This window comes from Helicobacter fennelliae, assembly GCF_900451005.1.
In the GTDB taxonomy this organism is placed as follows: Bacteria; Campylobacterota; Campylobacteria; order Campylobacterales; family Helicobacteraceae; genus Helicobacter_B; species Helicobacter_B fennelliae.
In genome coordinates, this window is the sequence record NZ_UGIB01000001.1 from 1,320,082 (window position 1) to 1,342,863 (window position 22,782).

General features: G+C 38.5%; 20 protein-coding genes, 4 tRNA genes and 1 pseudogene. 11 read left to right on the top strand and 14 right to left on the bottom strand.

The window, feature by feature from the left end; translation table 11 throughout:
- Positions 1–72: 72 nt before the first annotated feature.
- Positions 73–924, bottom strand: a complete 852-nt coding sequence (locus DY109_RS06570) for an NAD+ synthase (RefSeq protein ID WP_023948951.1) — start codon at positions 922–924, stop codon at positions 73–75.
- Positions 925–1,050: 126 nt separating this feature from the next.
- Between DY109_RS06570 and DY109_RS06575 the strand changes: the two genes are divergently transcribed.
- The 5 genes from DY109_RS06575 (at position 1,051) to DY109_RS12355 (ending at position 6,157) form a co-directional block, all read left to right on the top strand.
- On the top strand, positions 1,051–1,869 hold the full coding sequence (locus tag DY109_RS06575; protein ID WP_023948952.1) for a phosphatidate cytidylyltransferase: 819 nt from the start codon (positions 1,051–1,053) through the stop codon (positions 1,867–1,869).
- Positions 1,870–1,895: 26 nt separating this feature from the next.
- Entirely contained in the window at positions 1,896–3,014 is a 1,119-nt protein-coding gene (gene dxr, locus DY109_RS06580) for a 1-deoxy-D-xylulose-5-phosphate reductoisomerase (protein WP_023948953.1), read from the top strand.
- Positions 3,015–3,114: 100 nt separating this feature from the next.
- Positions 3,115–4,962, top strand: coding sequence for an arginine decarboxylase (gene speA / locus DY109_RS06585; protein WP_023948954.1), 1,848 nt, complete (start codon positions 3,115–3,117; stop codon positions 4,960–4,962).
- Between the two features lies 1 nt (position 4,963).
- Positions 4,964–5,761 (top strand): serine O-acetyltransferase, encoded by a 798-nt coding sequence (gene cysE, locus DY109_RS06590; protein WP_023948956.1) that lies wholly within the window; start codon positions 4,964–4,966, stop codon positions 5,759–5,761.
- Positions 5,762–6,034: 273 nt separating this feature from the next.
- Positions 6,035–6,157 (top strand): hypothetical protein, encoded by a 123-nt coding sequence (locus tag DY109_RS12355; protein ID WP_023948958.1) that lies wholly within the window; start codon positions 6,035–6,037, stop codon positions 6,155–6,157.
- A gap of 90 nt (positions 6,158–6,247) precedes the next feature.
- On the opposite strand, the gene DY109_RS06595 is transcribed toward DY109_RS12355, so the two are convergent.
- The 4 genes from DY109_RS06595 to DY109_RS06610 all read right to left on the bottom strand — a co-directional run bounded on the left by DY109_RS06595 (position 6,248) and on the right by DY109_RS06610 (position 6,635).
- A tRNA-Ser gene (locus DY109_RS06595) sits at positions 6,248–6,335 on the bottom strand.
- Positions 6,336–6,351: 16 nt separating this feature from the next.
- A tRNA-Cys gene (locus DY109_RS06600) sits at positions 6,352–6,426 on the bottom strand.
- Positions 6,427–6,433: 7 nt separating this feature from the next.
- Positions 6,434–6,521, bottom strand: a tRNA-Leu gene (locus DY109_RS06605).
- Positions 6,522–6,560: 39 nt separating this feature from the next.
- A tRNA-Gly gene (locus DY109_RS06610) sits at positions 6,561–6,635 on the bottom strand.
- 138 nt (positions 6,636–6,773) lie between these two features.
- Here DY109_RS06610 and DY109_RS06615 point away from each other — a divergent pair.
- The 5 genes and pseudogenes from DY109_RS06615 to DY109_RS11135 all read left to right on the top strand — a co-directional run.
- Positions 6,774–7,880: pseudogene (locus tag DY109_RS06615) on the top strand (succinyldiaminopimelate transaminase); the annotation flags it as partial.
- Between the two features lie 39 nt (positions 7,881–7,919).
- Entirely contained in the window at positions 7,920–9,266 is a 1,347-nt protein-coding gene (gene murC / locus DY109_RS06620; protein WP_034550119.1) for a UDP-N-acetylmuramate--L-alanine ligase, read from the top strand.
- Positions 9,266–9,676 carry a hypothetical protein gene (locus tag DY109_RS06625; protein WP_023948963.1) on the top strand — a complete coding sequence of 137 codons (411 nt, stop codon included), beginning with the start codon at positions 9,266–9,268 and terminating at the stop codon, positions 9,674–9,676. The genes murC and DY109_RS06625 overlap by 1 nt, the downstream gene beginning before the upstream one ends.
- A 21-nt stretch (positions 9,677–9,697) precedes the next feature.
- The gene (locus tag DY109_RS06630) at positions 9,698–10,405 is read left to right on the top strand and encodes a uroporphyrinogen-III synthase (RefSeq protein WP_023948965.1); all 708 of its coding nucleotides are present in this window, start codon (positions 9,698–9,700) and stop codon (positions 10,403–10,405) included.
- A 45-nt stretch (positions 10,406–10,450) separates the two neighbouring features.
- Positions 10,451–10,642: a hypothetical protein gene (locus DY109_RS11135; protein WP_023948967.1), complete on the top strand. Its 192-nt coding sequence runs from the start codon at positions 10,451–10,453 to the stop codon at positions 10,640–10,642.
- A 148-nt stretch (positions 10,643–10,790) separates the two neighbouring features.
- On the opposite strand, the gene DY109_RS06635 is transcribed toward DY109_RS11135, so the two are convergent.
- The 9 genes from DY109_RS06635 to DY109_RS06680 form a co-directional block, all read right to left on the bottom strand.
- Positions 10,791–11,558, bottom strand: a complete 768-nt coding sequence (locus DY109_RS06635; protein WP_023948969.1) for a MetQ/NlpA family ABC transporter substrate-binding protein — start codon at positions 11,556–11,558, stop codon at positions 10,791–10,793.
- Between the two features lie 126 nt (positions 11,559–11,684).
- Positions 11,685–12,488 carry a MetQ/NlpA family ABC transporter substrate-binding protein gene (locus DY109_RS06640; protein ID WP_023948971.1) on the bottom strand — a complete coding sequence of 268 codons (804 nt, stop codon included), beginning with the start codon at positions 12,486–12,488 and terminating at the stop codon, positions 11,685–11,687.
- A 124-nt stretch (positions 12,489–12,612) separates the two neighbouring features.
- Positions 12,613–13,302, bottom strand: a complete 690-nt coding sequence (locus DY109_RS06645; RefSeq protein ID WP_112059096.1) for a methionine ABC transporter permease — start codon at positions 13,300–13,302, stop codon at positions 12,613–12,615.
- Positions 13,303–13,856: 554 nt separating this feature from the next.
- Entirely contained in the window at positions 13,857–14,936 is a 1,080-nt protein-coding gene (locus DY109_RS06650) for a methionine ABC transporter ATP-binding protein (RefSeq protein WP_023948977.1), read from the bottom strand.
- A gap of 458 nt (positions 14,937–15,394) precedes the next feature.
- Positions 15,395–16,654: an MFS transporter gene (locus DY109_RS06660; protein WP_023948983.1), complete on the bottom strand. Its 1,260-nt coding sequence runs from the start codon at positions 16,652–16,654 to the stop codon at positions 15,395–15,397.
- Positions 16,655–16,775: 121 nt separating this feature from the next.
- Entirely contained in the window at positions 16,776–17,789 is a 1,014-nt protein-coding gene (locus DY109_RS06665; protein WP_023948986.1) for an LLM class flavin-dependent oxidoreductase, read from the bottom strand.
- Between the two features lie 2 nt (positions 17,790–17,791).
- Positions 17,792–18,775 carry an ATP-grasp domain-containing protein gene (locus DY109_RS06670; protein ID WP_023948988.1) on the bottom strand — a complete coding sequence of 328 codons (984 nt, stop codon included), beginning with the start codon at positions 18,773–18,775 and terminating at the stop codon, positions 17,792–17,794.
- A complete protein-coding gene (locus tag DY109_RS06675; protein ID WP_023948993.1) occupies positions 18,765–20,219 on the bottom strand; it encodes an LLM class flavin-dependent oxidoreductase in 1,455 nt (484 codons plus the stop codon). The genes DY109_RS06670 and DY109_RS06675 overlap by 11 nt, the downstream gene beginning before the upstream one ends.
- 692 nt (positions 20,220–20,911) lie before the next feature.
- A complete protein-coding gene (locus DY109_RS06680; protein ID WP_023948997.1) occupies positions 20,912–21,628 on the bottom strand; it encodes a YebC/PmpR family DNA-binding transcriptional regulator in 717 nt (238 codons plus the stop codon).
- 359 nt (positions 21,629–21,987) lie between these two features.
- Here DY109_RS06680 and rpsB point away from each other — a divergent pair, with 359 nt between their 5' ends.
- The gene (gene rpsB / locus DY109_RS06685; protein ID WP_023949000.1) at positions 21,988–22,782 is read left to right on the top strand and encodes a 30S ribosomal protein S2; all 795 of its coding nucleotides are present in this window, start codon (positions 21,988–21,990) and stop codon (positions 22,780–22,782) included.

Sequence of the window (22,782 nt, forward strand, 5' to 3'; positions counted from 1 at the left end):
TTTTTTGAGTTGTTTTGTATTGCATTTGCATATCGCGCGTGTTTATATTTATTACATTTTTATTATATTGCATCACATATCGCGCATTGCAAAAATGCGAGGCAATTCTCGCTTAAATAGATTCTGTTTGATTCGCGTTACAACCATTTCGACTAAATTTGGATCAAAGCCTTTTTTGATGAATGGCTTTTTGTGGATTTTGCGAAGAGATTTGCTTGAGTTGCCATATTTTTTGTAGATTTTATATAGCAGTGCATCAATGTGCGCATAGCTGAATCCAAGCTCTTGCTCATCACTTTGGTTTTCGTAAAGATCCGCGCTTGGGGGTTTGCTGATGATAGATTCTGGAATCTGTAAGAGTTTGGCGATGTGAAATATTTCTGTTTTATATAATGTGCCAATAGGATTTATCGCGCAGGCAAGATCCCCAAAAATCGTGCCATATCCTAGCATTAATTCTGATTTATTGCTTGTGCCAACTACAATGCCATTGTATCGACTTGACATATTATAGAGCAATGCCATTCTGATTCTTGCGCAAAAATTGCCAATTTGCAATGGGCTAGATTCTGGATTTTGCTCGCGAAAGAGTGTGTCATATTGTGCGATTGGAATCTGCTTCAAAGCAAAATTAAAGCTAGAAGCTAGAATTTTAGCGTCTTTGAGTGAGTGAGGAGAAGAAGTTGATGAAGGCAAATTTATGGTTATGAGATTGTTTGGAAATGCTTTTTGGCAGAGTATGGCGACAACTGCTGAATCAATCCCACCACTTAAACCTACAATAAGATTCTGGGCTTTTTTGGATTTGAGCTCATCGCGCAAAAACGCAATGCTTTTTTGTATGTATCGCTGATAGTATTTTGGAGATTGTAATTTAAATGTAGGCGTTGCAAGCGATGTGTGTGGTGTGGATATTGCAGGCATTATATTCCTTGATGTTGATTTTGTTTATTGATTTATTGATTTGCTGTACAAAATATAAAATCTTAAATAAAATTTATATAGTATAATACAACATTTTGTGCAAGCAACTTAAATCAAGGAACTTCGATGAAAAACCTAAAAGAAAATTTTATGAAAGATAAAAATCGCTATATTACTGCTTTGGTTTTAATTTGTGCCCTTGTGGCTTTGCTTTGGATAAATAATACAATCCTTGTATGGCTTGTTTTGGGGATTTTATTTCTGATTGGACTGAAAGAAAGCCTAAAGCTTTATCATATCGATGAAAATTATAAATTTTATGCTGTGGCATTGGTGATTTGGATTCTTGCACTGCTTCATAGCCGACCCATTGAAGTTGGTATAGTTGCGTGTATGGCGTTGGCAGGATATGTCGCTTATAAGCAGAATCTAAACTCGCGCCTTTTGCTTCCGTTTTTGTATCCTACGATTCCATTTTTGGCACTTTATAGTGTGTATCTTGATTTTAAGGTTGATGGGATATGGTGGCTTATTTTGGTTATTGTGTGCTGCGATAGTGGGGCGTATTTTGGAGGCAAAGCCTTTGGCAAAAACAAACTTAGTCCAACCTCACCAAACAAAACCATAGAAGGTGCTATCATAGGGCTTGCTTTGGCTGTTATTATCGGTAGCGTTGTGGGTATTTGGGCATTAAATGTCAATTTTTTCATCTCGATTGTGTTTTGCATTATTGTTGGTGTTTCGGGCATTTTTGGGGATTTGTATGAAAGCTATTTGAAGCGCAAAGCTGGACTGAAAGATAGCGGAAGTATTTTTCCTGGACATGGTGGGGTGCTTGATCGGCTTGATGCGCTTTTGTTTGGAGCGATTGCTATGCACTTTTTGCGCTTTGATGTGTGGCAAAACACAATCGATCCAAGCCTTATTCCAAACTTTATACAATAATAGATTCTATGAAGTGATGATACAGAATGATTATTCTTGGAAGCACAGGCTCAATAGGGCAATCAAGCCTTAAAATCGCTAAGAGATTTCGCAAAAATGTCGAGGCTTTGGTCGCTGGCAAGAATATCGATTTACTCAATCAGCAAATCGCGCAGTTTCGCCCTAAAAGAGTATGTATAGCCGATAAATCTGATTATGCAACACTTCAGCCTCTTGGCGCAAAGGTGTATTGCGGAGAAGAGGGCATTATTGAGTTGATTATAGATTCTCAAAGCGAGCTTGTTATCAATGCGTTGGTTGGGTTTATGGGGCTTTTGCCAAGCATTACTACACAAAAATGTGGCAAAAAGCTAGCTTTAGCAAATAAAGAATCTTTAGTTTCTGGTGGTTGGCTTTTGGATACATCAGCAATCATTCCTATTGATAGCGAGCATTTTGGGTTGTGGTATTTGCGTAATGATAGAGCGATAAAAAAGCTCATTATCACAGCAAGCGGAGGGGCTTTTAGGGATTTTCCACTAGAATCTATTTTTAGCCAAACCAAACAAACAGCACTCGCACACCCAAATTGGAAAATGGGTAAAAAAATTACAATAGATTCTGCAACAATGATGAATAAAATCTTTGAAGTGCTTGAGGCATTTTGGCTTTTTGATTTTACGCATATAGAGGCTTTTATCGAGCGCACTTCAAGCATTCACGCCCTTATAGAATTCCTTGATGGAAGCACGATCGCTCATTTTGCTACACCTGATATGTGTCTGCCCATAGCATACGCGATAGATCCAAAGAAAGCTATGCATTCTCAGATTGTAGATTCTTTGTGTTTGGAGAAGATTCAATCTTTGCGATTTGAGTTTATAGATTCTGCGCGTTATCCGCTTTGGGAGCTCAAAAGCTATATATTGCAAAATCCAAAATCTGGCGTGATTATTAATGCTGCTAACGAAGTAGCGATTCAGAGATTTTTAAAAGATGAGATTGTGTTTGGGCATATCAAAGATATTGTTTGTGCGAGTTTGGAACATTTTAAAGAATCATTAGAACTATCAGCATTACAGGCATATAGCGAGATTTTGGATTTGGATCTTAAGGTGCGCGCTTGGGCTTCTTGTTTTGATGTTTTTGGTGCAAAATCTCACTAAATATTTACACAAAATTTATGTATTCGTGGCGAGTTAGAATCTGTTTTTTAATAAAGCGTTGTATAATGCCTCTCTTTGAAAAGAAATAAAGGAGCGTGTTGTGGTAGATTATGGGATTAAGTATTGGTCAAATGATGATTTTATTATCGAAGATGGTGTTGTCAAAGTTAATCACAAAAATAAACCCTCACTTTTGGAAATAGTTGAAGAAATACGAGAAAAAGGCTATAAAGGACCATTACTCATTCGCTTTCCTCATTTGATTTATAAGCAAATCACACAGCTTTTTTGCTCGTTTGAAAATGCCATAAAAGAATACGACTACAAAGGGCATTTTAAGGCTGTTTTTCCACTCAAAGTCAATCAAATGCCAAATTTTGTCTTGCCACTTGTTGAATGCAGCCAGAATCTATGCTATGGACTTGAGGCAGGAAGCAAGTCTGAGCTGATTGTCGCGATGTCTTATACAAATCTTAGCTCCCCAATAACCGTCAATGGCTTCAAAGACAAAGAGATGATTTCACTAGGCTTTATCGCCGCTAAAATGGGACATGATATTACCTTGACAATCGAGGGATTAAATGAATTGCTTGGTATTATCGAAGTCGCCAAAGAAATGGGCGAGCCTTGTCCAAAAATAGGCTTACGCATTCGGCTTCATAGCACAGGCACAGGCGTTTGGGGTAAATCAGGGGGCATTAATGCCAAATTTGGTCTCACTTCAACAGAGCTTTTGGAGGCGATACGACTTTTGGAAGATTCTAAGCTTTTAGCGCAATTTAGTATGATTCATTTTCATATCGGAAGCCAAATTAGCGATATTTCACCACTCAAAAAAGCAATCCGAGAAGTTGGCAATATTTATGCAGAATTGCGAAAAATGGGTGCATCAAACCTTACTTGCGTAAATATCGGCGGCGGACTTGCCGTAGAATACACACAGCACGAAGACTCAAATAATCGCAACTACACATTAAGCGAATTTAGCGGTGATGTGGTGTTTTCACTCAAAGAAATCGCGCGCAACAAAAAAGAGCGAGAACCAAACATATTCATAGAATCTGGTCGTTATGTATCAGCCAATCACGCAGTGCTTATTACTCCTGTGCTAGAGCTTTTTAGCCACGAATACGACGAAAAAGCTTTACGACTCAAAGAAAAAAACCCCCAACTTATCGCTGAAATGCTTGATTTATATCAAAGCATAACAGAAAAAAACGCGATTGAATATTTGCACGATAGCCTCGATCATATGGAATCTTTGCTGACATTATTTGATTTGGGATATATTGATCTTACCGATCGCTCAAATGCTGAAGTGCTGGTGCATTTAATCATCAAAAAAATCATCAAACTGCTTAAATACAAAAACCATAATGAAATCATCAGAATCCAAGAGCAAGTCCAAGAGCGGTATTTGCTTAATTGTAGTTTTTTTCAAAGCCTGCCTGATTATTGGGGATTGGCACAAAACTTTCCTGTAATGCCACTTGATAGGCTCAATCGCCGACCTACAAGAAGTGCGAGCTTGTGGGATATTACTTGTGATTCTGATGGTGAGATTGCTTTTGATGCAAAAAAGCCACTTTTTTTGCATGATGTTGATGTAACAAAAGAAGAATATTTTTTGGGATTTTTCCTTGTGGGTGCGTATCAAGAAGTGCTTGGTATGCGCCATAATCTCTTCACGCACCCGACAGAATTTAGCGTTGTATTTGATGATGATCTCAATAAAGGCTATGAAATCACTAATCTTCTTGAAGCCCAAAATGTGCTTGATGTGCTTGATGATTTGGATTATGATACCAAAGAGATTGAGCGGATCTTAAAGCAAAGAATCGAAGATGCCAAAATCGATGAAGATGACAAAAAAGAGCTTTTGGGACAGTTATATGTCATGCTAAGCGAGAATGGGTATTTGCGAACAATCACAAAAAATGGAGAATAGAATGAGTCTATTTGCACTTATCAAAGAAGATTTTGCTACACCGCTCAAAAACGATCCTGCGATCAAATCTAAATTTGAACTTTTTTTTAATTATCCCGGGCTCATTGCGATTGTGCATTATCGTATCGCGCATTTTTTGTATCAGAAAAATTTTAGACTCCTTGCGCGCATTATCATGGGATGGAGTCAGTTTTTGAGTAATATCGACATTCACCCCGCAGCACAGATTGGCAGGAGGATTTTTATCGATCATGGTATAGGCGTTGTGATAGGTGAGACGGCTATTATTGGCGATGATGTAACGATTTATCAAGGGGTGAGCTTAGGCGGGGTGAGCTTGGAGCAGACAAAGCGACATCCGACACTAGAATCTGGCGTTGTGATCGGGGCTGGAGCGAAAATTTTGGGCGATATAACAATCGGCAAAAATGCCAAAATCGGCGCAAATTCTGTGGTGATAAAAGATGTGCCAGCAGAATCCACAGCCGTGGGGATTCCAGCACGCATTATTCCACCAAAGATTCCGCCAAAGCACACAAGACTAGAGTCTCAATACATAGATTCTCAAAACGACAAAATCGAGCATAAAATCCGCACAAATCTGCCTGATGTGAGTGGCAATGTGTTTTTGTATTTGTTACAACGAATAGAGATTATGGAGCAAAAAAAAAATCTGCTCAACCCTTCTTATACAAATTGCAAAGAAGCTCTTGAAGCATTAGAAAAACTCCAACTTGATTTGGATAAAAAATACGAAGATTACATTAAGGCTCTTAAGATGAGTCATGATGAGTTTTAGATTCTCGCTTGTGGGGTTGAGTAGCGACAAAATGAATGGATTTTGTAATGCTTTGAGTTTTTATAGAATCTAGAATCCAAAATAATTTGAGTTTAGATTCTGTATTTTTTCCCTTTACAATACCTTTGGGTTAATTGGGTTAAAATGACAAAATATGCGTCTTGTGAGTAGTTGCAAAACTGCGTGGTAATCCAATAGAATGAGTTTAGATTCTCTTTTGCTTCGTCCTATCAGTCCTTACAATGACGGACAGGCTTGTCATTACGAGCAAAATTGAAAATTTTGCGTGGCAATCCATTTTTTGAGTTTTTAGATTCTAGAATCTACAATTTATTGATTGATGATTTTGTTTTTAAATCACATTTGCAAACACTTATAGATTTTTATAATGATTAGGGTTAGATTCTAAATAATATAAACTCTACATAAACTTAAAACTTAGATCAAAGAAAGAATAGCAATTTGCAAGACATTAAGACACTAAAGTGGCCGGGAGAGAGGGATTCGAACCCCCGGAGGTGTTACCCTCAACGGTTTTCAAGACCGCCGCTTTCAACCACTCAGCCATCTCCCGCACAAGATTATAATTTTGGAGGCGACACTCGGATTCGAACCGAGGAATCAAAGCTTTGCAGGCTCATGCCTTACCACTTGGCTATGTCGCCTTATTGGTGGTGCCCGAAGCCGGACTTGAACCGGCACGGAAGTAATATCCGAGGGATTTTAAGTCCCTTGTGTCTACCAATTCCACCACCCGGGCATTACTAAAAATTATAACAAGCATGTAAATAGTGTATTATGGAGCGGGAAACGGGGATCGAACCCGCGGCCCCAACCTTGGCAAGGTTGTGCTCTACCACTGAGCTATTCCCGCAAAAATATGAGCTTGATAATAAAGTTAAGTCTAAAGCTGTAATTCTATCAATGCTTCATAAAAAAATCAAGACTAAAAGCGTTTTTTTAAAAAATTTTTATTAGAATAATGGTTTTAAATTTGTATCGAGGAATATTTATGCATTTTCAACCCTATCCATTTGAGCGTCTTAATGCCCTAATTAAAGATATTTCTCCACAAAAAGATATTATAAAGCTCACCATTGGCGAGCCTCAATTTGAAACGCCTAATTTGATATGTCAAGCACTTCAAGATTCTGCAAAGCAGTTGCGCTATTATCCGCCTTCTTCTGGTGAGACTTATCTCAAAGACGCGATTTTGCGCTTTATTAAGCATCGCTACAATATTATGCTAGATTCTACTTTTATCATTCCAACTTTTGGGACAAGGGAGGTTTTGTTTAATCTTCCGCAGTTTTATCTTTCAAACATCACTTCGCCTCTTGTCGCTCACCCTAATCCTTTCTATCAAATCTATGAGGGAGCAGCACTTGCGAGTGGCGCAAAAACGATTTATATGAATCTCACGCAAGAAAATAAATTTAAACCCATGCTTACTCAAGAGCAGATGAAAATGGTAAATTTGGTGATTTTGAATTCACCAAATAACCCGACAGGAGTCGCACTTGACTTAGAAGAGCTCAAAATTTGGGTCAAAAACGCGCTTGAATTTGACTTTTTGCTTCTTTGTGATGAATGTTATAGCGAAATCTATCAAGATTCTCCACCCGCTGGAATCCTAGAGGCTTCTTATGCGATTGGCAATACAGATTTTAAAAACATTATCGCGATTAATTCTATCTCAAAACGTTCAAGCGCGCCGGGGCTACGAAGTGGATTTGTCGCTGGAGATAGAGAGTTTTTGAAAAAATACGCCACATATAGAACATATGCTGGGCTTGCCATTCCATTTCCGTTGCAAAAAGCCGCAGCTGCTGGCTGGGAGGATACAAAAGAATGCGAGAAAATCCGCAGAATCTATGCTAAGAATCTCCAAATCGCCCAAGAGCTTTTTCCAAAGGCTCATATTGCCCCATATAGCTTTTATATGTGGCTTGAAGTCAGAGATGATTTAGATTTTTGTCAAAAGCTCTATCACCAAGAGGGCATTTTGGTTTTGCCGGGTCGGTTTTTGGGAAGAGAGGGCGTTGGGTGCGGATTTGTGCGTATAGCATTAGTTTATGAATCAGAAAAAATGAGATCCATTCTTTTGACTCTTCAAGCCTTTTATCAAAGCTATCAATCCGATACAAAAAACCGCGCCATGATAGATTCTCTCTCTCCACTCTCACTCTCTCAAGCCAAAATCCATTTTATCGGCATTGGTGGGATTGGTATTTCAGGGCTTGCAAAATATCTTAAAGCACAAGGTGCGAGCATTAGCGGAAGTGATATTGCGCATTCGCCAACTACGCACTATCTGAAGTCTTTAGGTGTGCCAATTAGCATTCCTCACGCAAAAGAAGCGATCACAAATCAGGATATAGTAATCCACTCAGCAATCATAAAGCCCGATAATATCGAAATTCTGCAAGCCCAGCAAAAAAACATTCCTGTGCTATCACGTACGCAAGCCTTGAAGCTTATTTTAGATTCTAAGCGCGTGTATAGCGTTTGTGGCGCGCATGGCAAATCAACAATTAGCGCAATGTTAAGCAGTATTTTTCCGCATTATGGCGCGATCATAGGAGCAGAGAGCAAGGAGTTTTTTTCAAATGTGCGTGAAGTGCAGAGTCAAAATATAGTCTTTGAAGCTGATGAATCTGATAAGAGTTTTTTAAATTCTAATCCATATTTTGCGATTGTTCCAAATGCAGAGCCAGAGCACATGGAGACATATAATCACAATTTAGAGGAGTTTTATGCGGCGTATAAGCAGTTTTTATCAAGTGCAAAAAAAAGCTGCATTAATATTGATGATCCTTTTTTGAAGGACTTAGATATGGAGTGTATCCGCCTTGACCCCAAAAAAGACATCAAAAATATCAGCTATTTTCTTAAAAATGATGAGCCATATACATCATTTGAATTAAGAGATTTTGGTGGGTTTGAGGTTTGGGGTATAGGCGAGCATACAGCTACAAATGCCTCTATGGCGATATTGAGTGCTTTAGATTCTATGGATGTAGAAAGCGTGCGCAATAATCTTTTGAATTTTTGCGGAATCAAAAAACGTTTTGATATTTTACACAAAGAGCCTTTGACGATTATTGATGATTACGCTCATCACCCCACAGAGATCAAAGCCACAATCGCTTCATTGCAAATTTATGCTTCATTACGCAATATTGATGAGATCACAATGATTTGGCAGCCACATAAATATTCGCGCTTATTTGATAATCTTGAAGCATTTCAGCATTGTTTTGGTAAGCCAGAAAGGTTTAAGCTCATCATTCTTCCTGTGTGGGCTGCGGGTGAAGATGCGGTAGAAGTGGATTTTGCGACACTTTTTAAGCATTATAATCCGTTGCTTGCTACAAGATTGCAGCGCGTAGGTAATATCCTTGAAGTCTATAAAAACGAGAATCTAGTTCAACGGATTGAGAGTGGTATTGCTATTGGGTTTGGGGCAGGGGATATTACCTATCAGCTTCGAGGGATAAAATAATGCTTGAACTCATCTCAATCACTGGAATCTTTCTGCTTCTTGGAGCATTTATCTTTGTGATACTCCATAATCTCTCTATTGCTAAGATAAAAAAAATTTTTATCGGAGGAGTGCTGTATATATGCCTTTTTGCAATGATGTTTTATATTTACAAGCAAAACAACACACAAAGCACAACTGCTTTTTTGCAAAAGGCTTTTTTGGAGGGGCAGACACTTGATTGTGAGGGATTTTTGGTGAATCAAACAGACTTTAATTTTATTAATCAAACCTATATGTTAATTGGCAAGCCAAATACCCCAACAAGCAATATTATGATTTCACTTGACAAATGCAAAATCGTAGTGCCAGATATAAATCCAGATCAGACGATTAATGGGCATACGCTTGAGGAATTGCAAAGAGATTAAAGATAAAATAAGGAGGCAGGTTTGCGCCAAATATATTTGATTAATTCAAAAGCCATTGCGGGAGTAGATGATGTGGAGACACTACTTGTCAATCATATCCAATACTATCCGATAAAAAAATCTCTCCTTGATGCTCATATCTCGCCTATTACGCCACAAAAGCAAATCGACTCGCTTATTTTCACCTCAAAGCATGCTATTTATGCGCTCGTGCAAGATATAGAAAAGCACCCTGAGATGAAAAGTTTTTTTGAGATTCCAAGCTTTGTGATTAGCAAGCCAAGCGCGCAAACATTGCAAAAAAATGGCTTTCATGTGGAATTTATCGGGCGGGATTCTCATGGTGATGGATTCTCAAGCGAGATTATACCACTTCTTGCGCATCGCAAGCCACTTTATTTTAGAGCCAAAAAAATCATCTCAGGGCTTGATGAGCGATTGTTGGAAGCTAAGATTCCGCTTAAGCAAATTGTCGCTTATGAAAATAAAACGCTCTCTTTAGATCTAGCCTATAAGCCAAAACCACGATCAGTGATTATTTTTACGGCACCGAGCAATTATCATTCTTTTGTGCAGAATTTTGGCTGGGACGGAAGCTACATTGCGATTGCAATTGGGATCACAACTTTTGGGGTATTTCATCGCGAAGTCGAGGGCTATATCAGCCCCGAGCAGACGATTCAGAGTTGCATAGAATTTGCTAGGGATATTATAAGTAAGTATCCATAGATTCTAATTTATCTCTTTTCTTGATTTTTTTATTTCTGGATTACAATGCTTACGCTTAAGAATGATGAAGTTGTTTCTGATTTAGATTCTGGTTTGACTAGATTGCCACGACTTCCTAGCGGAAGTCTCGCAATGACAACTCGTTTTCTGGATTCTTCAGTCGTGCATACGCACTCCTTCAGAATGACAATTAAAAGATTCTATATTGTAATGTTTGCGTTAAGAATGACAAAATGACAACTTTAGATTCTAGATTGCTTCGTCCTGTCGTTCTCACGATGACAGGGCGGATTTGTCATTGTGAGCAAGGTTTATCCTTGCGTGGCAATCCATAGAATCCACTTTTAGATTTATAGAATCTAGAATCTAAAAAGCAAAAAGATTCTCAAAATCCAGGGATAACTTCGCCTTTGTAGGTGTCTTGGATAAATTGTTTGACTTCTTGGCTTTGGAGCGCGTTTTTGAGCTTGATAATCTCTGCTTTGTTTTCATCTCCTAAGCGCACCGCCAAAATATTCACATAAGGCGAGCGAGAATCCTCCAAAATAAGCGCATCTTTTGTCTTAAGCCTTATTTGCATAGCATAATTGCCATTGATGATAGCAAGATCTACATCTTGAAGAGTCTTTGTCAAAAGTGCCGCTTCAATGGGTTTGATTTTAAGATTCTTGGGGTTTTGGATAATGTCAAATTCTGTGGCATTGAGATTATTTGGGTTTTTGAGCGTGATTAAGCCATTATTATGAAGCAAAATAAGCGCTCTTCCACCATTTGTCGCATCAGAGGGGATAGCGATTGTTGCGCCATTTGGAAGCGCATTGATAGATTTTATTTTTGTAGAATACCCACCTATTGGCTCGATATGGATTTGAGCGATAGAGATAAGATTTAGCTTTCTGTCTTTGTTGATTTTGTCAAGAAACGGCTTGTGCTGCATAAAATTTGCGTCAATATCTTTATTGGCTAATGCGAGGTTTGGCGTTACATAATCTGTAAATTCGACAATTTTAAGCTCTATTCCTTCTTTTTGAAGGGTTGGGATAATGCTTTTGAGAATCTGTGCGTGCGGGATAGGTGTCGCACCGATTTTGAGCTCTTGAGCGTTGGCAAAAAAGCCAAACAAAAACAATATAAGAGATAATATCTTTTTCATCTTCTCTCCTTTGGTTGATTGTTTTGATGTGGTTTTGATTCTTGTGTAAATCTTTGCACAAATTCTTGCTTTTTCTTGCCTTTAGATTTGGCTTAGATTAAGCTTGAATTTGGCTTGATTTTAAGTTTATTTTGCGCCACTTGCACCCACAGGCAGAATCTCACCATTATATTTTTTGAGGATAAAATCCGCGACTTCTTTGCTTAATAAAACCTCTTTGAGTTTTTGTATATCTTGGCTATTGTGGTTATCAGGTCGCGCTGCAAGGACATTGGTATAGACAGATTTTTCATTTTCGTGGAAAAATGATTTCTTCACGCTCATTTTTGCTTGCAAGGCATAATTTGCATTAATCACAGCTGCATCAACGCCTTCTAAAACCCGTGGAAGTGTCGCTGCATCGACTGTTTTAAACACGAAATTTTTGGGGTTTTTGATAATGTCAGATTCTTTAGAATCTAAATTATTTGGATCTTTGAGTGTGATTACACCATTATCATGAAGCAAAATCAACGCTCTTGAATAATTTGTAGGATCGTTTGGTATAGCGATAGTTGCGCCATTTGGGATAGATTCTAGTGAGCTGTATTTTTTGGAGTAGAATCCAAGAGGCACGACATAAATTGGCGCGATAGAGATAAGATTTAGCTTTCTGTCTTTGTTGATTTTGTCAAGAAACGGCTTGTGTTGGTGCATAGTCGCATCAAGTGTTTTGTCGTTGAGTGCGATGTCTGGCGTGATGTAGTCTGTGAAGCTTTGCACAGTCATATTGACACCTTGCTTTGCAAGAAGTGGTTTTGCAAATTCTAAAATCTCAGCAGCAGGCACAGGAGTGGCTCCGACTTTGATATTTCCAGCATACGCGACACTCATAAGGCTTCCTAGTCCTAAAAGTAGGCTTACAATTTTGTTTTTGTAGTTTGTTTTCATATTTTTCCTTTTTTGTAATGTTTAAGGCATTGAGAATCTAGTTTGTTTTTAGATTCTCGGACTTTTTTGGATTTTTAAATGCTTTAGATTCTAGATTATTTAGATTCTGTGTTGCCTCCTTGTGTTATCGGTTTTTGCGTAGATTTGCCACAAGGCGATCACCGATACTTTGCACCCATTGCACAAGCACAATGATAACAATCACAGAGCTTAATAATATATCGCTCTCATAGCTTTGGAATCCTAATCGTATCGCCACATCTCCAAGTCCGCCAGCACCCACTGCTCCAGCCATCGCAGAATACCCAATAAGCCCAATGATAGTGATTATAATCGCATTTGTAATGCCGGGCATACTCTCAGCAATCATCATTTTGATGATTTCAAATTTTGTCGCACCCATGCTTGTTGTCGCTTCAATTAGCCCTTTATCGACTTCTTCAAACGCGCCTTCAAATAATCTAGCGATAAATGGAATCGCAGCAATTCCAAGCGGAACAATCGCAGCAGTAGGTCCTATCATCGTCCCGACAATAAGACGCGAGAGTGGCAAAAGCAAAATGATAAGAATGATAAATGGAAAAGAGCGCACGATATTGACACTCCACCCAAGCACGACATTAAACCAAGGCGCAGAGATGATTTTGCCTTTTTTGGTGATACTAAGGGCAATCCCTAGCGGTAGCCCGAAAAACACCGCAAAAATAATAGCAATCGCTACCATATAAATCGTATCATAAGTGGCTTGAGAGATGATAGAGTAATTTCTATATAGCGATTGTGTGAGGTTTTGGGCTATATCATGAGCTAGCATTTCTTGAATCTGTGTTTGTGCTTGAAGTTGCGCAGAATCAAGTGCAGATTTACTCGTAGAATCAAGCGCAGATGCAGATGTTGCAGACATAGATGCAGACATCAATGAATGTATGTGCCCATAGAGATTATCTGCATTAAAAGAAAGAATATTGATTATCTCCTCATCAAACAAAGCCTTTATTTCTAGCGTTTGTAATATATCTTGTAATTCTTGTGGGCTTTTAAGATTCCAAATAGAGCGGATAAAGTCTTGGAGTGTTTGTGAAAAATGATGTGAATAAATTTGATTATTAGCATAATGGCTTGCTATCTTGTGTAAAAGATTCTCAAATATCGCATCATAAGCCATCGCACCTTTTTCTAGTGCTTCACTAATGCTTAAAGAATGTGGCGCATTATTTGCAGAGTCAGAATCTTGCTGTGTGTGCTGTGGTACCAAAAACGTAGAGACTTTGGCTATATCACGCAAAAGAGGCGCGATAATGAGTATCGCCAAAAACACTCCCCCAAAAATAAGCAAAAAATGACGCAATATAGAATTAAGTTTGTTTTTCATGCTTTTTCTCCTTGTTTTTTTGCTTGTTTTTCCTCTTGTTTTTCTTTTGGATTCTCCCCTGCTTGATTGCTTGAAGTCCCGCTATAAGCAAGTGGTTCGACAAGAAGTTGTTTAGATTCTAGGTATTGTATGGCTTTTTGATTGAGCGCAGTATCATCGCCAAATTCTACAAAAAGATGACCGATTTTAGTCGTTGAGAGAGGCTCGATATTGCCAGCCAAAATATTCACATCAACGCCAAATTTTTTGACAATTTCAGAAATGATTGGCTCATTGATATGCTCGCCTACAAATGAAATTTTGTAAGCATTTGGGTTATTAACACTCAAAACTTCCTCAGAAGAGATAGCTGGCAGATATGAGATAAGCTCTTTTGTAACTTGATGTTTGGGCTTGGCAAAGATATGCTCGACATTTCCGCGTTCCACAATCTCTCCATTACTCATCACGCAGGCTTTATTGCAAATATCGCGCACAACTTCGATTTGATGAGTGATAAGCACAATAGTAAGCCCTAAATTTGCTTGGATAGTTTTTAATAAATCAAGAATAGATTTTGTTGTTTTTGTATCAAGCGCGCTTGTCGCCTCATCGCAGAGTAAAATATTTGGGTGATTTGCCAATGCTCTAGCGATAGCTACGCGTTGCTTTTGCCCGCCACTAAGCTGACTTGGATAAAATGATGCTTTTTCTTTGAGCCCCACAATCTCTAAAAGCTCATACACACGCGCTTTTATATCTTGCGTTTTCCAGCCGGCAATTTCAAGCGCAAAAGCGACATTTCCAAATACATTTCGAGAAGAGAGGAGGTTAAAATGCTGAAAAATCATACCGATTTTTTGTCGCTCTTTTTGGAGTTTGCGCGTAGAGAGATTAAGGATATTGACACCATTTATAAATACTTCTCCTGTCGTTGGAGATTCTAAGCGATTGATAAGGCGGATAAGGGTGGATTTCCCAGCTCCAGAATAGCCGATAATCCCCATAATATCGCCTTTTTGAATGGTGAGATTAAGGGGTTTTATTGCTTGGAATCCATTTGGATAGATTTTGGTGATATTTTTTAGTTCTATCATTGCTAAATCCTTATTGCATACAATCCTTGTATTAAAATTTGGCATTCTAGCACAAAAAAATAACAAACACAATATGTATTTGTAAATTTATGTATTTTATTAAATACAATTTTAATTTATTTTTTTTTAAACTCGCTATTTGGCGCTGCATACCAAATAAGTATATTTGTAAGCTCAGTTATATGTGTAGCAAATGCAAAAATATGCCTAAATGACTCAACTACTCTCCAAATATTACCACCTTTATAATATGGAAGTAAATTATATAATGCTCTATAATTCACACTCCAAGTATTGCTTGCTTTTGAATAGCCAAACACATAATAATAACTCTTGTTTGCTATTGATTTTTGTATTTCATCTTTGTCTAATTTGATAAGTTTTATTTTTTGCTCCTTGATTTGAAATTGATTTGAAATAATTGCAACAATAGATTCTGCATAAAGCAGAATCTAAAACTAATCTAACTCTCTTTTTTTGGGTATTAATATCACACAAATTGTCGCTATCAGCATAAGTGCGACAAAATACACAAAAAAGCCATCTTCGATTCCATTTGCTTTGAATTGTAACGCGACATAATTTGCCGAGCCACCAAAGCAAGCTGCGCCTATGGTATAGCTAAAGCCTGTGCCAAGCGCGCGCACATGAGGTGGAAAAAGCGTGGTTTTGAAAATCCCAGCCACCGCGCTATAAAAGCTTAAGAAAAAGCACATTAAAGCAATCACGCCAAAAAGTTCTAAGCTATCATTTAAGCCTCTCATAAACACAAAAAGCGGATAGATTCCCACTAAAGCAAATACACAAAAGATAAGCAAAGAGCTTTTTAGTCCTATTTTATCACTTAGTGCTCCCATAAAAGGCACAAGCACAAAAAGAACACTCAAAGCCCCTAGCATAATGTTATTTGCAGTGTGTGCGTCTATGCCATTATTTATCATAAACACTTTTGCATATACCGTGATGATGTAATATGCCGGCGAGCACCCAGCAGTGATCCCTAGCACAAGCAAGACACTTTTATAAGATTTCAAAAGTTCTTTAAAGCTTCCTCTATCTTCGTGTTTTTTTAGCTCCTCGCTTGAATTATCATGCATAAAAGTTCGCACAAGCAAGCTTACAAGTGCCAAAGTCCCACCGACAAAAAATAGCACTCTCCAGCCCCAAGATTTCATCGCCTCATCATCGATAAATAAAAACAAAAAGCTAATACTTGCCACTGCTAAGAGCTGACCGCCTATGAGCGTGAAATATTGAAACGATGAATAAAGCCCTTTTTTACCTTTTGGTGCGATTTCGCTAAGATAAGCCGCTGCGATTCCGTATTCTCCGCCGACAGCTAGCCCTTGTATAAGGCGAGCCACAAGCAAAAGCACAATAGCTAAGTCGCCAATGGTATTTTTGTCAGGCAAAAAAGCGATAGAAAATGAACCAAACGCCATAAAAACAATGCTTACGACCATGGCATTTTTGCGCCCTAATTTATCTGCAAATGAGCCAAAGATAATGCTGCCTATTGGCAAACACAAAAACCCAGCCGCAAACACGCCAAAAACGGCGATTTGCTGCACTAAAGGCGAGCTTGCGTTTGAGAAATTATGCGCGAAATACACCGCTGCAAAACCATAAATATAAAAATCAAACCATTCTACTAAATTCCCGCTACTTGCTGCAATCACAGAGCTTATACGCTTTGTGTGAGCGAGATTCTGATTCATAATATATCCTTTTATCATTTATCAACTAGACTAAAATCTAGCGTGAGTTTAGCCTTAAACACAGAGCTTAAAGCAGCCTAATACTTCTCCTAAATACTTCACCAAATGCCTTGTGAGATATTTACCTAAATATATTTTTAGCGATATATTCAAGCTCTTGACTCATATTCGCACATTGCACGATGATAAGATCAAGCCCTGCTTTTTCGTATTCTTTGATCTTTGCTACAATCTGCTCTGGTGTGCCAATGAGTCTTGGGCGCAAACCACGATTTGACACGCTGTATTCCTCTTTTGAGATTTCTACATCTAAATTTGAATTATCTGTAAAATCTTTGTAGGAATTTGCATAGGCTTGCTCATCTTTTATTGTGGTGATTCGCTTTAGCTCTTTTAGTGCTTCCTCTTCGCTATCTCTAGCGATAATGTAAGCTGCCATGCCAAAGCCTTTAAATTCGCCCAAGCCTGCTTTTTTGCGCCTTGCTTTCATATCCTCTATTTTTGCCTTGATTTCATCTGGTGTGCCTCCATGCATAAGATAAAAATCTGCAAACTGCGTGATAGATTCTCGTCCTACTTCACTCTCACCACCCGCATAAATCAAAGGCTCGCGATTTGGCTTTGGCTCATTATAAGAGTCTTTAAACTCAAAATATTTGCCCTTAAAGCTAAATGGCGATTTTTTCCAGAATCCACGCAAAACCTGTGTGTATTCGCTCAAAAATGTATATCTATCATCATGCCCTTTGAAGTCGATCCCAAACTGCCGCGCTTCCTCCTCCCACCAAGCAGAGACGAGATTGATACTAAAGCGATTGTTTGAGATTTGCGCTAAAGTTACAAGCTCTTTTGCGGTAGTAGCGACTTGATGGTATTGCGGGCGAAGTGCTGCTAAGATCTCAATTTTATTTGTGATACTTGCTAATGCTGTGGCTATCGCCCATGCGTCCAAACAAGGTGCTTTATGCCCTTTGATGTCGTTTAGATACAGCTCTGGCACAAGAGTTAGCACATATCCTAGATTCTCCGCTTTTATGGTAAGATTTTTGATATATTCCCAGCAACACTGCGTAGTGTCATCATCTACATTTCTAAGCCATGATCCAAATACAGGACTCCAATATCCAAATTTCATTTTTACTCCTTTATTTTTTTAAATTCTTGTATCAAAAATTCAGCGACCCTATCTGCCGCACTTTGCTTGCCATTTGCCCTAAGGTTAGATTCTACTTTTTGGTTGTAGTTTGTATTAGTGTTTATGTCATATATCACAATCTCCCTTCCTGTATCAATAAATTCAATGCCCGCGACTTCGATTTTGTGCGCTTGCAAAAAAGATTCTAGCTTCACTACCAAAGGTGTGTTGGCAGTGATGTCTTCTCTTAGGCTAAATTTCGCGCCTATATCGCATGCTGCGCTTGCTAGTGCGGGTTTTTTCTCTTGTCTGTCAATCTCACAAGATTCTGCCGGACAGAGCTCAAAACCACCATCGCTCGTATCGACTTTTACCGCATAAAAAAACTTCCCGCCAATAAATTCAAGCCTTGTGATAAAAGGATCTTTTGCCTTGATATATTCTTGCAAAAGCGTGATGTTATCAACTGCGCTTTCAAATTCACTTGAAGTAGCGTATTTTTCAAAGTCTGCATAGCTTTCAAAAAGTCGCACGCCAAGCCCTTTTCCACCTTGATTGTGCTTTGTGATAAATGGCGTTTGCAATTCTTTAGCCCTCAAAAGCAAATCATCTTTACCAAAAACAGCCAAAGTGCGTGGCACGCGGAATCCAAATATGCTTAGAGCAAGGTATTGTGCGACTTTGCTAATTTCAAGCTCAAGCACATTTGGACCATTTATGATTCTGCGATTATAAGATTCTAGCCATGCAAAAATAGCCCTTGCGTATTCTTTGGCGTGCTTGTGATTTCTTGTGTGCGATGAGGCACTCATTCTACTAAAAAACACTCCTTTTGGCGGAGCCTTGCTAAGATCAATACTTCCACTGCTTAGATCAATTTCACCAAAGCTCGCGCCAACGCGTTTAAAAGCCTCATAAAATGGTGGCAACCACTCACTATTTTCGTGCAAGATATAAATATCTTTTTCTAAATTGTTATACAGCATTTTGCTCTCCTGAAAGGTTGAGATTTGGAGTAGTGATATTTGAGACACTAAGGCTTGAAGAATCGTTATTAAGGATTCTGTATTGGCTTCCTATGTGATTAGATCCTAATCTATCGCCCTTGCCAAAGAGCTTATTTCTTAGACTTCCACTTGAATACTCAAGCTGGTAAGAGCCTCGTTTTTGAAGCTCTGGCACGATGAATTCCACTATATCGCTGATTGTTCCCGGAGCTGTGGCGTAGGCGAGGTTAAAACCATCGGCATCAGTGTATTCGATAATTTTTTCAAGCTCATCAGCGACTTTTTTTTGACCGCCAATTACCTTTCGCCCAAGCCCGCCAATACCTGCAACGCGTATCAAATCTCGCAAAGTCCAATCTTTGCCATCATCGGTTTTGCCCTCGCTTAGCTCTTTGACTTTGCCAATGACTGCGTTTGATTTGATATTTGTAAGTTTATCATCAAGCCTGTATTTGCTTAGATCCTCACCAAGCCAGCCAGAATTCAGCACCAAAGAGCTTTCTTCACTGACATATTTCAGCAAATCTTTATGCTTCGCTTCTGCTAACGCGTCAGTTTCATCAGTGATGATAGTGCTTAGCACATAGATTTTTGCACTATATGGGTCGCGTCCAGCTTTTATGAGCTCTTCTCTTATTTGTCGGACAGAATCTTTTGTGTATTCAATCGAAGTTGGGCTGATAAATATCGCTTCCGCGTGTTTGGCGGCAAATTTTAGCCCGCGAGGGCTGTTGCCTGCTTGAAAAAGCACGGGCGTGCGCTGAATGCTAGGCTCACAAACATGAATGCCCGGCACGCTAAAATACTTGCCTTTATGATTTATAGGGTGGATTTTAGCAGGATCTGCAAAAATGCCTCTCTCTTTATCAAGCACCACCGCGTCATCTTGCCAACTGCCTTCTAAAAGCTTATAAATTACCTCCATATATTCATCAGCATAGTCGTAACGTTCATCATGTGGAAATTCCTTGCTTCCTAGATTCTCATTTGCACTTGGCAAGTAGCCTGTTACGATATTCCAGCCTACGCGTCCTTTTGTGAGATGATCAAGGGTTGATAGTCGCCTTGCAAATGGGAAAGGTTGCTCAAAAAACACTCCAGCTGTGATACCAAAGCTAAGATTTTGCGTTACGCTCGCACCAATGGTAGCAAGTTGCAAAGGATCATTTACAGGGATTTGCACCGCACCGCGTATCGCTGCATCAGCATTGCCTTTGTAGGCGTCATACACGCCAAGCACATCAGCAATAAACACAGCATCAAAAAGCCCTTTTTCTGCAATCCTAGAGATATTTTGCCAATACTCAATATCTTTATACCTCAAAGTCTCATCGCCCGGATACCTCCAAGTGCCAGCACTTTGGTGGGTAATGCAGTTCATTTCAAATGCATTGAATCTGATTTGTTTTTTTGTTTTACTCATTTGTTCTCCTTTACTTTAAATGTTTTTTGTGATTTTTAGATTCTAGATTGACTCAACTTTTTTGACTCCACGATTTTTCGGTTTTTTATTTTTATTGTTGCGCTTTTGGCTTTGTATTTTTCGCGCTACACATACACATCAAACACATTTTTTATCCTTTTTAAAAATTTCAGTGAGAATTGTAGCATATTTTTTATAAACACGATATGTGTTTTTTAAAATTTTTTATAAATACATATCGTGTTTTATTTAGAATCTAAAATACATTCAGAAATGCGGTATTTGCTTTAATCAAGCTATAAAGTTATCAAATAAAAATAAGTTTGTTTTGCCTAAAATTGGTAAGACTTTTATGCAAGGCTTTTGAATGGGTTTTTCCAAAAAATTGGGCAGAGCTTTATTATATAGTATTAGATTATTATCATTGTAGATATGGTGATGGCTATTGCTACAATCGCGATGTGGTAGAGTTTTTGCAAAGCAGGGCGATGGTGCAATGATGTAATAATGGCAAAATAATGGCGAAATGATTGGCAGTAAAGCTTTCTACATAGCAATATAGAATCCAAATTTAAGCAGAATCTAAACTCAAAATAAAGCTTTACATTAATGTAAATGTGTGGCAATTATTAAGGGTTAGATTCTTGCATTAAGTCTTGCATTAAGTCTTGTAATGAGATTTTACAAACGCATCATTGGATATTTGTATAAACTGCTTGCACATCATCATCATCTTCGATTTTATCAAGCAGTTTTTCAATCTCACTCATTTGCTCTTCGCTAAGCTCTATCGGACTTGTAGCGATTCTTTGAAGTGAGGCTTTTTTGACAGGGATACAGAGGCTTTCAAAGCCCTCACTTAGCATACCAAAATCCTTATAATCAGCATACGCGATAAGTAATCCAAGCTCATCGTTAGATTCTAGCTCTTCTAATCCATAATCAATCAACGCTAGCTCTATCTCTTCTGTCTCCATAGATTCTGGTTTTTGAAATTCAAACACGCTTTTGCGATGAAACATAAACTCTAGCGAGCCATTTGGCACGATTTGCGCGCCGGGTGTTTTGTTGAAATAGCTTTTGATGTTGGCGATTGTGCGGGTTGGATTATCTGTGGTGCATTCGATAAAAATCAGCACACCATAAGAGGCTTTGCCCTCATAGCTTATCTCGCTAAACTGCCCATCTTTGCCACTAGCGCGTTTGATCGCAGCATCGATATTGTCTTTTGGCATATTTTGCGCTTTAGCATTAGCGATTGCGGTGCGGAGTTTGGCGTTCATATCTGGATCGCTTCCGCCTTCTTTGGCTGCGACAGTGATTGTTTTTGCAAGTTTAGGGAAAATCTTACTCATTTTATCCCATCGTTTTTCTTTGGCTGCTCTGCGGTATTCAAACGCTCTTCCCATAATGTAATCCTTAGTCAATGATTTGAATCTAAAATCCAAAATTATAAAGAATAAAAACTTTATACATTTTGAATTTTTGATGAGTTGTTTTGAATTTTATGAGCTACGAATGAGTAACGTTAGAAAATCCATACATAAATTTATACATAATAGAATCCTTGAGTTTGCCACAAGCTTAAGCCAAAAATCAGTATTTTTACGCTAGAATCCTGCGTCCTTTTAGAATCTATCTTGAAGTCAAAGATAAGATTCTAGAAAAATTCACACATACCAATCCTTAAATTTGTGTTGCAAAATATGGAAAGTATTTTGTTAAATGGGTATGGAGGACAAACCAAATTACTATAAAGGAGCCTATTATGGTTACTATGAAAGACTTACTTGAATGCGGAGTGCATTTTGGTCATCAGACGCGTCGCTGGAATCCAAAGATGAAGCCATTTATCTTTGGTGTGCGTAAAAATATCCACATTATCGACTTGCAAAAGACTTTGCGATATTTCAGATATACATATAATATCGTCAGAGACGCAGCAGCAGAGGGTAAAACGATTATGTTTGTAGGGACAAAAAAACAAGCAAGCGAAACCCTCAAAGAATACGCAGAAAAAATTGGTGTGCCGTATGTGAATTACCGCTGGCTTGGTGGAATGCTAACAAACTTTAGCACGATTAAACGTTCTGTCCGCAAGCTTGAAGTCATCGAAGAAATGGAATCAAGCGGACAAATCGATCTTCTCACCAAAAAAGAAAAACTTATGCTTTTACGCAAAAAAGAAAAACTTACACAATATTTAGGCGGTGTGCGTCATCTCAAAAAAGCTCCTGATATGCTTTTTGTCATTGATGTCGTCAAAGAAAAAATCGCTGTGGCTGAAGCAAGAAGACTTGGGATTCCAGTTGTTGCTCCTCTTGATACAAATTGTGATCCTGATAATGTGGATTATCCGATTCCGGGAAATGATGATGCGATCCGATCGATTCAGCTATTTTGCAAAGAAATCTCTGAAGCAATCATAGAAGGTCGAGAAAGCAATGGTGGAAGCGGAGAAGCAGAAGAATCTGAAGTGTCCAATGATGAGGCAGTGAGCGCGACTAAAGAAGAGCAACAAGCTGTGCTTGAAGAAGCTATGGCTGAAGAAGAAGGAGAATAA